The organism is Stenotrophomonas sp. YJH_SMC_29 (genome assembly GCF_059371235.1).
On record NZ_JCAFUK010000002.1, the window covers coordinates 83,849 to 95,866 of the forward strand.

The 12,018-nt window shown below is 65.3% G+C and carries 8 protein-coding genes; 6 read left to right on the top strand and 2 right to left on the bottom strand.

Annotated features, from left to right (window positions below; all coding sequences use genetic code 11):
- The first annotated feature begins 51 nt into the window (after positions 1-51).
- Complete coding sequence (locus tag AC5P9I_RS03570; RefSeq protein WP_187756806.1) at positions 52-4,488, top strand: ESPR-type extended signal peptide-containing protein; 4,437 nt, start codon at positions 52-54, stop codon at positions 4,486-4,488.
- 69 nt (positions 4,489-4,557) lie between these two features.
- Complete coding sequence (locus AC5P9I_RS03575) at positions 4,558-5,301, top strand: hypothetical protein (protein ID WP_057493350.1); 744 nt, start codon at positions 4,558-4,560, stop codon at positions 5,299-5,301.
- A 115-nt stretch (positions 5,302-5,416) separates the two neighbouring features.
- Here the strand turns inward: AC5P9I_RS03575 and AC5P9I_RS03580 are convergent, their stop codons facing one another.
- Positions 5,417-6,061, bottom strand: a complete 645-nt coding sequence (locus tag AC5P9I_RS03580) for a hypothetical protein (RefSeq protein WP_130767786.1) — start codon at positions 6,059-6,061, stop codon at positions 5,417-5,419.
- A gap of 182 nt (positions 6,062-6,243) precedes the next feature.
- The gene (locus tag AC5P9I_RS03585; RefSeq protein ID WP_049465701.1) at positions 6,244-8,667 is read right to left on the bottom strand and encodes a penicillin-binding protein 1A; all 2,424 of its coding nucleotides are present in this window, start codon (positions 8,665-8,667) and stop codon (positions 6,244-6,246) included.
- Positions 8,668-8,886: 219 nt separating this feature from the next.
- On the opposite strand from AC5P9I_RS03585, the gene AC5P9I_RS03590 reads away from it, so the two are divergent.
- Genes AC5P9I_RS03590 through AC5P9I_RS03605 form a run of 4 tightly spaced genes read left to right on the top strand, consistent with a single transcriptional unit; the run spans position 8,887 to position 12,000 of the window.
- Positions 8,887-9,945 (top strand): pilus assembly protein PilM, encoded by a 1,059-nt coding sequence (locus AC5P9I_RS03590; RefSeq protein ID WP_014038321.1) that lies wholly within the window; start codon positions 8,887-8,889, stop codon positions 9,943-9,945.
- Positions 9,945-10,814 (top strand): PilN domain-containing protein, encoded by an 870-nt coding sequence (locus AC5P9I_RS03595; RefSeq protein ID WP_049465700.1) that lies wholly within the window; start codon positions 9,945-9,947, stop codon positions 10,812-10,814. Before AC5P9I_RS03590 ends, AC5P9I_RS03595 begins: the two co-directional genes overlap by 1 nt.
- Entirely contained in the window at positions 10,811-11,467 is a 657-nt protein-coding gene (locus tag AC5P9I_RS03600; RefSeq protein ID WP_005418916.1) for a type IV pilus inner membrane component PilO, read from the top strand. The genes AC5P9I_RS03595 and AC5P9I_RS03600 overlap by 4 nt, the downstream gene beginning before the upstream one ends.
- Positions 11,467-12,000: a pilus assembly protein PilP gene (locus AC5P9I_RS03605; RefSeq protein ID WP_005418914.1), complete on the top strand. Its 534-nt coding sequence runs from the start codon at positions 11,467-11,469 to the stop codon at positions 11,998-12,000. The genes AC5P9I_RS03600 and AC5P9I_RS03605 overlap by 1 nt, the downstream gene beginning before the upstream one ends.
- Positions 12,001-12,018: the final 18 nt, after the last annotated feature.

The window sequence follows — 12,018 nt, forward strand, 5'->3', positions numbered from 1 at the left end:
CTGCGTCATGTGCAGGGCCTCACTATCGATGTCCTGTTAAGGAGAGAGAGGATGAACCACATCTATCGTCGTATCTGGAGTGCCGCCAAGCGTTGCTGGGTGGTTGGAAGTGAGTTGACCAAGCGCGGGCCAGCCGCGCGACGCTCGGTCAGCGTGGCGGCGAGTGCCGCAGTGCTGGCGCTGTCCGCAAATGCCATGGCGGTCGAAGGTGCCGAGAAAGAAGATCCAGGCGAGGAGACTGAAACGATCTGGAATGAGCAGGAAGATTCCAGGCGTTCAGGCATGTCCATGAATCCCTTTATGACTGGCGGACTGAATGCTGGGCTCTCTTTGACGTCGATTGCTCCGCAGTCCACGCATTACCAACTGGCGATTGTGAACGATGTGGCCTATCGGGATTCCACAGCGACTGGTGATGACACGGTCGTAGTGGGTTCGCGCTCCGCCATCTCGGGCAGACGATCAGTTGGTTACGGCAACGGCATCCGTTCAACGGGTGAGCACAACGTTGCGATCGGCACAAACGTAAAGATCGAGCATTGGTACGCCACCGCGGTGGGTGACGGCGCGTATGCGGGCGGTGGCTGGGGTGCCACGGCCTACGGCAATGATTCACGAGCCGACGGAGGCAATGCGATTGCCATTGGCAGCGGCTCGCGGGCGTCTACCGGAGGTGGTATCGGCGGAATCGCGTTGGGTGGCGATGCCCGTGCCGGCACCAGCGGCTATTCGGGAGCCATCGCTGTAGGCAACAAGTCAAATGCGTCCTATGACGCGATGGCGATTGGTTATGAGTCACGCGCTTCTGTGTCGGGATCGGTGGCATTGGGTACGCGGTCGGTCGCCAACGAGACCGACACCGTATCGGTGGGAAGCAGCACGCTCAAGCGGCGCGTGATGAATGTGAAGGATGCTCGATTGACTGGCTCCAGTTCCGACGCGGTCACCGGCAGTCAGCTGTACTGGGCCAAGCAGGACATCAGCAGGGCACAGACTGCGGCAGATACAGCCAAGACAAACGCAAGCACGGCGCAGAGCACGGCGAACACGGCCAAGAGCACGGCTGAGAACGCGATGTCCGCGGCCAATGCAGCAGGCTACCTGACTGCCAGCGGCTCGACCGTGACGTCCACGCAGCGTGCCCAGGCATCGGGAACGGGTGCGCTTGCCTCAGGCCTGAATGCGCTTGCCAGTGGCTCGGGCGCGAGCGCGCATGGATACAACGCCAAGGCCAATGCCATCGGCTCGATTGCCATCGGCTCCGGCGCGAAGATCGAGGCGAGTTCCTCCAACTACGGCATCGCCATCGGCGCATCGGCGAGCACCGGCCCGACTGCGTACCAGGTTGCGATCGGCTACCAGGCATCTGCTGCAGGGGGGGCGAGCTCCATGGCGCTGGGTGCATCCACCAAGGCCAATCATTCGCGTTCAGTCGCTCTGGGCGTGCTTTCGGTTACGACCGCCAATGATCAGGTATCGATCGGCAGTGACTCGGTGAAGCGGACGATCAGCGGGATGAAGGATGGGTTGCTGAGCGCCACCAGTACCGAGGGTGTCACTGGCAAGCAGCTGTTTGAAACCAATGCCCAGGTGGGCGAGGTGGAGCGCACGGCGAAGGCGGCGCAGACGGCGGCCTCTACGGCAAAGGATGAAGCCGGCAAGGCGTTGACCGCAACGACGGTGCTGGGTGGCCTTGTGGGGCAGGTGTCTGCCACAGGCAATGTCCGCCTGGGTGAGAAGAACAGCGGCACGGTGCTGGATGTGCGAAATAGCGCGAATGCGAACCGGACGATCAGAGGCTTGAAGGATGGGCTGTTGAGCGCCACCAGCACCGAGGGCGTCACCGGCAAGCAGCTGTTTGAAACCAATGCCCAGGTGGGCGAGGTGGACCGCACGGCGAAGGCGGCGCAGACGGCAGCCGATACTGCAATGGACGATGCTGGCACGGCGTTGACCGCCGCGACGACGCTGGGTGGTCTTGTAGGGCAGGTTTCCACCACGGGCAACGTCCGCCTGGGTGAGAAGAACAGCGGCACAGTGCTGGATATGCGTAACAGCGCTGGCGCCAATCGCAAGGTCAGCGGGGTTGCGGATGCGGTCTTGAGCACCAGTAGCGCTGAAGCAGTGTCTGGCAAGCAACTGTACTCAACCAATTCACGTGTCTCAGATCTTGAGGGTGTCGCGCAGTATGTGAGTATCGGGTCAGCGCCCTTCAGTGAGCGTGCAGAAGCGGGTGTAGCAGGCGTTGCGGTGGGAAATTCAGCAAAGACTGAACTGGAGGGAGGGACTGCGGTAGGCACATTTGCGGAGGCGATGGGAAAGAACTCCACCGCAATTGGTAGAGCGGCGACTGTCTCTGTTGATTCCGAGAATGGCTTCGCAATGGGAGTCGGTGCACAGGTCGGTGGAGGCGCGGGCGGCGCGAATGAAGGTGTCGCGATTGGTGCTGGCGCAAGAGTTGGAAGCGGGGCTCACGGCTCGCTGGCACTTGGAAATGGCTCTCAAGCAGTTGAAGAAGGAGTCGCGTCGTTTGGGGGTGTTGGCGTTCAGCGCCGTCTTGTAAACATCGCCCGTGGTACCGCTGACCACAATGCCATCACTGTCTCCCAGCTCAAGGACTCCCTCGACCCCCTCGGCGGCGGAGCAGGCATGGATGCCAACGGCAACATCATCGCTCCTACTTATTCAGTGCAGAGCGGGACGCAGAACACCGTCGAGGATGCGCTGATGGCACTCGATGGTGCCGTCATCACCGCAGGCCGCCGCGCGGACAAGGTGGAAGGCCAGCTGGGTTCGATCTTCCAGGATTCACCTTCGATCCGCGCCGACGGCATGAACCAGATCACGCTGAATGGCGTGAATGGCATGGTGCTGACCAATCTGGCTGACGGTCGAGTGGCGCCAGGAAGCCGTGATGCCGTAACGGGCAGTCAGTTGTACGCCGCCGAGCAGAAGATTTCGCAGAATCGGAAGGATCTGGAGACGATGCGCAAGGAGCGAGAGGTGGGCGCGCAGACAATGCGTGGATTGGATGCGAGCGGCCCGATCGATTTCGGCGGTGTGCGCTTGACCGGCGTGGCCGAGGGCAAGCTGTCGGCTGACAGTTCGGACGTTGTGCGCGGAAGTCAGCTCTATGAGACCAACAGTCGGGTCTCGGAGCTTGAGGGTGTCGCACAGTTTGTGAGTATCGGGTCAGCCCCTTTCAGTGAGCGCGCAGAAGCAGGTGTTGCAGGCGTTGCGGTGGGGAATTCAGCAAAGACGGGACTGGATGGAGGAACCGCGGTAGGCACGTTTGCGGAGGCGATGGGGAAGAACTCCACCGCCATTGGTAGAGGGGCAGCCGTCTCTATAGATTCCGAGAATGGATTCGCATTGGGGGCAGGTTCACAGGTCGGCGGAGACGCTGGCGGTGCACGTGGAGGTGTAGCGATTGGTGCTAGCGCAAGAGTCGGAAGTGGAGCTCACGGCTCGCTAGCACTTGGGAATGGTTCGCTGGCAAATGAGGATGGAGTTGCGTCATTTGGCGGTGTTGGCATCAAGCGCCGCCTCGTAAACATCGCCAACGGCACCGCCAACCACAACGCCGCCACCGTCGGCCAGCTGCGCGGCGCACTCTCCGTCCTCGGCGGCGAAGTCGATGCCAACGGCAACATCGTCGGTCCCAGCTTCAATGTCCAGGGCCAGTCCCAATCCACCCTCAACGGCGCATTGGAAGCGCTCGATGGTGCAGTCGTCAGCACCACCTCGCGCGTAAACCACGTCGAATCCCAGCTCCGTTCCGTCTTCCAGGACACCCCCTCGGTCCGCGCAGACGGCACCCACCAGCTCACCCTGGCCGGTGCCAACGGCATGGTCATCTCCAACGTGGCCAACGGTCTGATCGCGGCCGGCAGCCGTGATGCGGTCAACGGTGGCCAGCTGCACTCGATGCAGCAGCAGCTCAATGGCCGCATGGATGGGCTGGAGCAGCGCATCGACGATCAGCCGCAGGCCCGCGCCATGGCGGCTGCGTCCACGCCGTCGCCTTCCACTGAAGAGATCGCGCCGACACCGGAGACCAGTGGCTCGCCGCAGATCGCCTCGACCGGTGAGGGTGACAAGCCGATGCCGCAGCCAAAGTCGAAGCAGGACGACACGCCCAAGCCGCAGGTCGACACCGCCGACCTGGAGAAGATGCTGGCCCGTGCCAACGAGTACACCGACGGTGCGATCAGCACTTTCGAGCGTCGCCTGGACAAGATGGACAAGCGCTTCAATCGCATGGCGGCGATGAGCAGCGCGCAGAGCGCGATGGCGATGAACACCGCCGGCCTGGCCACGTACAACCGCCTGGGTGCGGGCGTGGGTTACAGCGAGGGCGAGTCGGCGATGGCGGTGGGCTACCAGCGCGTGCTCAACGAGAAGGGCTCGGCCACTTTCAGTCTCAATGGTGCGTTCACCAACAGTGGCGAACGCAGCATGGGCGTCGGCGTGGGCATCGGCTGGTAAGCGATGACGCTCCGGCGTGACGCGCGTATTCCGCCCCGCCGCGCCGGGGCCCTTGCCGAGGAAATGGCCATGTACCGTTGGGTAAGCCGATTCATCAGCTATCGCACGTTCTATCTGTGGCGGGCGCGGTATTACTACTACACCCGCAACCTGGATCGCTGGGTGCTGTTCACCCTGCTGTGCCTGTCAGGCATCGCGCTGGTGCTCTGGTACCACTGGCGGTTGACGAGCGTGCCGCCACCGCGCGTGCATCCAGAGGCGGCCGCGCTGCGCGTGGAGAACATCACCCAGGAAGCGATCCATCGCATCGTGCTGGTCCGCCATGGTGGCCCGACGCCGGGCGAGCCGTTCACCACGCCGGAAGACGTCCGCGCCGGTACGCTGCGCACGCTGCGGGTGCGGCAGTTGCTGGACAGTGCGATGGTGTGGCAGCTGAAAGCCCACATGCTGGCCGACATGGCGGCGTACATCGATGCCACGGACAGCTGCTTCCCCTTCCCGTGCTGGCTGGTCAGCCATCGGCTGGAGCTCATGCGTGCGGCGGAGGCGGAGAACGCGGCCATCAACCGCGCGCTCGAGCCGGTGCTGGAGATCCCGTTGGACAGGATGCCCAACCTCGACGGCGGCGAGCGTGCGCGGCTGCAGACGGCATGGTCGGATCCGTTCGGCGATGTCTACAACCAGACCTGGCTGCTGGGGGACCTGCAGAACATGCACGCGCGGATGATGGTGGCGTACCCGCAGCGCGCGGGTGCGCCGTGGCTGGCGCGCCTGCTGTCCGGCGACGCGGAGGAACCGTACCGGGGCTGGTAGACCGGGAGGGCGTGTGCAGCGCCGGGCCATGCCCGGCCGCGCTTGGGTCAGACATCCGGAGGGCTGAGGCACCGTGCGGGCCAACGGTCCGCACCCACCAGAACCGGCGCAGCCGTTACTCGCCGATGTACGCGGTGATCTCCGCCTCGGCCAGCATCTGCCGCAGCTGCGATACCGACGCACGCCGCATCGGCTTCTCGTCCACCGGCGACAGCGGCGCCTGTCGCAGCGCGTCGTAGGGCAGCACCGCCAGGTCGAAGGTCAGCTCCTCGGCACTGAACACCCACACCGGCACGTCCAGGCTCCGTTCGCGGTCCATCCGCAGCCGGCGCGTCCGCGATTCGGCGGGGATGCCGTGCTCGTCGAGGAAGCGGTGCACGGCTTCCGGGTCGTCGCTGTGCAGGTGCAGCTGCACGGGACTGTTGGCGTCGGCGGTGCCATCCAGCACCGGGCCAGCCAGGCGCGGCGCGAACCCGTGCAGGAACTCCAGCGCCCGCATCGCGGCCTCGCGGCGACGCTGCAGTTCGTTGCCGTGCTGGGGGCCGGCGAACAGCCGCTGGTATTCGCGCAGGGCGTCTTCGATCTCGGTGTTGCGGGGCAGGGAGGCATCGTCGTGGATGCCGAGCCGGCTGGCGGCCTTCAACTTGGCCTGGTGGTAGTCGCGGATGCCGCCTTCGGCCATCAGGCGGGCGGCTTCGTGGGCGAGGCGGTGGCGCCGCTCGCGGGTCTGGCTGGCAGCATGCTGACGGGCGCGATGCATGCGATGACTCCTGTTGCGACCTGACGACAGACTAGCGCACGGATGTGACATCCGCGTGGGTATGGCGGATGCAACCGCTCTGGTAGGTGCCGACCTTGGTCGGCACGGGGCGCCAACCAGGGTTGGCGTCTACCGGAGCCGCATCGGTGCCAACCCATGGTTGGCACCCACCAAACCGTTCCTCAGAAGATATCGAACGCGGCGGCGTCGGCCTGCGGCGTATTGAGGTTCAGGTCGTAGTCGGTCAGACGGTCCATGTCTTCCACCTTCACCCACTCGGTCGCGCCGTTAAGGGTGGCCTGGACCATGCCGCTGGGCGGCTCGTTCTGCGCGATCGGGGTGTCCTTCAGCGCGGTGCGCATGTAGTCGATCCAGATCGGCAGGGCCGCCTTGCCGCCGTACTCGCGGTAGCCCAGCGAGCGGAAGTCGTCGCGGCCCACCCACACGGTGGTCACGTACGGGCCGCCGAAGCCGGAGAACCAGGCGTCGCGGTGGTCGTTGGTGGAGCCGGTCTTGCCGCCCACGTCCTCGCGGCCGAGCACCTTGGCCTGCACGCCGGTGCCGCGCTGGACCACGTCGCGCATCATCGACACCAGCTGGTAGGCGGTACGGGCGTCGATCGCGCGCGGGGCGGTACGGGCATCGGGGTTGGCCGGCGCGGCCGGGGTTTCGGTCTTGGCTTCGGCCTTGGCCGCAGCGGCCGGGTCCACCTTCGGGGCCGGGGCGCCGAAGTTGAAGCCGTCCACCACCTGGTTGACCGGCTGGTCGCTGCTGCCGGCGCAGTCGCGGCAGGCCAGCGCCGGGTTTTCCTTGAACACCAGGTTGCCGTCGCGGTCATTGACCTGGTCGATCAGCCAGGTATCCACGCGCGACCCGCCATTGGCGAACACCGCGTAGCCACGGGCCACCGACAGCGGGGTCAGCGAGGCGGTACCCAGCGACATCGACAGGTTCGGCGGCAGCTCCGATTCGGCAAAGCCAAACTCGCTGATGTACTTGCGCGCGTAGTCCACGCCCATGCCGTCGAGCAGGCGCACCGAGACCAGGTTGCGCGACTGCACCAGCGCCTCGCGCAGGCGCATCGGGCCGCGGAAGCCGCCGCCGTCGTTCTGCGGGGCCCAGGTCTTGCCGCGGCGGTCGCGGAACACGACGGGGGCGTCGAGCACGATCGAGGCCGGGTTGTAGCCCTTGTCGAAGGCGGCCGCATACACGAACGGCTTGAAGCTCGAACCCGGCTGGCGGCGCGCCTGGGTGGCGCGGTTGAACTTGTTGCCGGAGAAGCTGAAACCGCCCACCAGCGCTTTCAGCGCACCGCTGTGGGCATCCAGCGAGACCAGCGCGGACTGGCCGCGCGGGATCTGGTCCAGCAGCCACTCGCCCTCCTTGGCCCCGGCGCGCACGCGCACGATGTCACCGCGCTGCACCAGCTTGCCCGGGGTCTTGTTGGTCCACTTGGCGGCACCGGCCGGCAGCACGATCTCGGTGCGGTTGGCCAGCACCACCGTAGCGCTGCCATCGGCGCCAGTACTGGCGACGATCGCCGGCAACAGGCCGGCCTGGCCGTACATGCCGCGCAGGTGCTCGGCCAGGGCGGCGGCATCATCGCCGGCGCCAAGCTGCACCTGCTTTTCCACGCCGTGCCAGCCGTGGCGGTGGTCATACAGCAGCAGGCCGTCGCGCACGGCCAGGTTGGCCGCGGTCTGCAGGGTGGAATCGATCGTGGTGGTGACGTGGTAACCCTTGTTGACCACGTCGCCGCCGAAGCGGGCGATCATTTCCTGGCGCACCAGCTCGGCCACGTACGGGGCATCGACCTGCACCGGCGGCTCATGCGCGGTGGCGTGCATCGGCACGGCTTTGGCCGCGTCGGCCTCGGCCTGGCTGACGAACTTCAGGTCGGCCATGCGCTGCAGCACGTAGTTGTCACGGCGCTGGCGGGCACGTTCCGGGTTGGAGATCGGATTGCCCGACGAGGGGAACTTGGGGATGCCGGCCAGCGAGGCCATCTCGTCCAGGTCCAGCTCGTTGAGCTTCTTGCCGTAGTAGAACTCGGCGGCGGCGGCCACGCCGTAGGCGCGGTTGCCGAAGAAACTCTTGTTCAGGTACAGCTCGAAGATCTCGTCCTTGCTCAGCTCGGACTCGATCTTGCGCGCCAGCAGGATCTCGGCCAGCTTGCGGGTGTAGCTGTACTCGGAACTGAGGAAGAACTGGCGGGCAACCTGCTGGGTGATGGTGGACCCGCCCGGCACGCGCTTGTCGTTGGTGGTGGCCAGCAGCCACACCGCGCGGCCGATGCCCATGTAGTCCACGCCGCCGTGCTCGTAGAAGCGGGCGTCCTCGGTGGCCAGGAAGGCCTGCTTCAGCTTCTCCGGCACGTCCTTCATGGTGATCGGGGTACGCCGGGTCTCGCCGAACACCGCCATCAGCTTGCCGTCGGCAGCATAGACGTACATCGGCTCCTGCATTTCCACGTCGCGCAGGGTCTGCACGTCGGGAAGCTTGGAGGAAACGGCATAGTACAGACCGCCCACGGCGGCCGCGCCGACCAGCGCCAGGACCAGGACAATCAGGAAGATCCAGCGCAGCCAGCGGCGGAGTCGAGTCATCGGGTTCAGATTCCGATTGCGAATTTCGTGGTCGCAGAGTATAGATTACGCAAGGTGGCGGCTGGGGTCGGCACCGGGGAGCGCAAGGGGAACAGTCAGGGGCTGCATGGTGAATCCGTGAAGGAATTCACAGCAGGGCCGTTGCCATTTGCTAAGAATACGTTATTAATGCTTGGGCGCAGGTCTTGCGTCCAAGTGCCCGTCGGCAGGGGAGAAACCGTGGGGCTCATCCCAAAAAGTCAGTCGCCGCTCGTAGGCGTCGACATCAGTTCGACTGCGGTAAAGCTTTTGCAGCTGTCCCGCAGCGGCAATCGTTTCCGCGTGGAACATTACGCTGTGGAACCTCTTCCGCCGAATGCGGTGGTGGAGAAGAACATCGTCGAAGTGGAGGCCGTGGGTGAGGCCATCCGCCGGGCGATGAACCGTTCAGGCAGCAAGGCCAAGCTGGCCGCTGCCGCCGTCGCGGGGTCGGCGGTGATCACCAAGGTGATCCCGATGCCGGCCGACCTCGACGAAAACGACATGGAAGCCCAGATCGAGCTGGAAGCGGTCAACTACATTCCCTATCCGATCGAGGAAGTGAACCTGGACTTCGAGGTGATCGGGTCGATCCCGAACAACCCGGAGATGGTCCAGGTGCTGCTGGCGGCCTCGCGTTCGGAGAATGTCGAGCTGCGCCAGTCCGCGCTGGAACTGGGCGGACTGCAGGCCAAGGTGATGGACGTGGAGGCCTTCGCGGTCGAGAACGCCTACGCCCTGGTCGCCAGCGAACTGCCGGTGTCCATCGACGGCGTGGTCGCGCTGGTCGACATCGGCGCCACCATGACCACCCTCAATGTCCTGCGCGGCGGCCGTAGCCTTTACAGCCGCGAGCAGGTGTTCGGTGGCAAGCAGCTGACCGACGAGATCATGCGCCGCTACGGGCTGAGCTACGAGGAAGCCGGGCTGGCCAAGCGCCAGGGCGGCCTGCCGGAAAGCTACGAGATGGAAGTGCTGGAGCCGTTCAAGGAAGCCACGGTCCAGCAGATCAGCCGCCTGCTGCAGTTCTTCTATGCAGGCAGCGAATTCAACCGCGTCGATCACATCGTGCTGGCCGGCGGCTGCGCCGTGCTCGGTGGCCTGCCGGAGATGGTCGAGGAACAGCTGGGCGTGCCGACCGTGGTCGCCAACCCGCTGGCGCAGATGACCCTGGGGCCGAAGGTGAACGCCCATGCGTTGGCCCAGGATGCCCCCGCGCTGATGATCGCGACCGGTCTGGCGCTGAGGAGCTTCGACTGATGGCACGCATCAATCTATTGCCCTGGCGCGCCGAGCGGCGCAAGCAACGCCAGCGCGAGTTCTACGCAATGCTGGGCATGGCCGCCGTCGGTGGCCTGCTGCTGTCGCTGATGATCTGGTTCTACTACGACCGTCAGGTGAGCGGCCAGATGGACCGCAATGCCTATCTGGAAGCCGAGATCGAGAAGGTCAAGGAACAGAACAAGGAGATCGACCGCCTCGACGCGCAGAAGGAACGCCTGCTGGCGCGCAAGAAGGTGATCGAGGAGCTGCAGGCCAAGCGCTCGCAGATGGTCCACCTGTTCGATGCGCTGGTGCGCACCATTCCCGATGGCGTGGTGCTGACCGCGCTGAAGCAGGAAGGGGACGTGCTGACGCTGGAAGGCCGCACCCAGTCCAACGCCCGCGTTTCGGCCTACATGCGCAACCTGGAGACCTCCGGCTGGATGACCAATCCGGAGCTGTCGATCATCGAAGCGCGTGACCCGGAGAAGGACAAGGACGGCAAGGCCGGCCCGCTGGCCGACATCAAGGCGCTGCCCTACGTGTTCGTGGTCAAGGTGAAACTGCCGGCACAGAGCGAAGAGGTGTCGGCGACGCCGGGCCTGAACGCCGATGGCTCGGTGGCGACGGCGGCCCCGGCACCGGTGGCACCGCTGGCTGCAGGCCCGGATGCCGCAACGCCTGCGGCACCGGCTGCGGGACAGCCGGCAGCGCCCGCTGCACCGGCTGCCGCACCGTCGGCCGCTCCGGCCAAGCCGAACCCGCCGGCCGCTCCGGCCCCGGCACCTGCCCCGAAGCCTGAGGGCAGCCGCCTGGCGCAGCCGCCGCAGGCCTTCAATGCGCTGCTGCAGGGGGATCGCGCATGAGCCAGAAGATCGACATCAAGAACCTGGATTTCAACGACATCGGCAACTGGCCGCAGAAGGCCAAGATCGTCTTCTGCTCGTTGCTGGCGCTGGTCATCATGTTCGTGGCGTGGATGCTGCTGATCAGCGGCAAGCGTGAGGAGCTGGCCGGCCTGGAATCGAAGGAAGTCGAGCTGCGCACCGAATTCACCAAGCAGCAGGAGCGCGCGGTGAACCTGGGGCCGCTGAAGCAGCAGCTGGCGCAGATGGAGCAGGTCCTGCAGCAGATGCTGCGGCAGCTGCCGAGCAAGACCGAAATGCCCGACCTGATCATCGACATCTCGCAGACCGCGCTGTCCAGCGGCCTGACCAACGAGCTGTTCGAGCCGGAGCAGGAGCAGATCAAGGAGTTCTACGCCGAGAAGCCGATCAAGCTGCGCATGGTGGGCAGTTACCACCAGTTCGGCGCGTTCGTCAGCGGCGTGGCCTCGCTGCCGCGGGTGGTGATCCTGACCATGCACGACATCAACCTCAAGCCCAAGGAAAAGACCGGCGGCAACGTCCGCAGCGGTGCACTGGAACTGTCCGGTACGGTCAAGACCTATCGCTACCTGGACGAAACCGAAGTGCAGGCGCAGCAGGCGGCCGACGCTGGCAAGGAGGGCAAGAAGTGATGCGCGCGCAGACCGTACGTGGTGCGATGGTGCTGGCCGTGCTGCTGCTGGCCGGTTGTGGCCGTGGCGTGACCAGCACGCCCGGCGACGCACCGAACCTTGAAAAGTGGGTGGAAGGCGAGCGTGCGCGACCGGCGCAACCGCTGGAGCCGCTGCCGGTGATGCAGCAGTTCGAGACCTTCGAATACTCCGCGCAGGGCATGCGCGATCCGTTCACCGATGCCTGGACCAATCCGCAGCAGGGGAATGGCGGATTGCGGCCGGACCCGAACCGACGCAAGGAGCCGCTGGAAGGCTTCCCGCTGGATGCGCTGGACATGGTCGGTACCATCGGTACCGGCGCAGGTACCGTGGCGCTGGTGATGGGGCCGGACAAGGTCACCTACCGGGTTCGCCCGGGCGGTTACCTGGGGCAGAGCGACGGGCGGGTCACGGCGGTCTTCGAAGACCGCGTGGAGCTGATCGAACTGGTGCCGGATGGCGCGGGTGGCTGGCTGGAACGGCCGGCAACGCTCTCGCTCGAAGATCAATGATCGTTTACTGGGGATAGC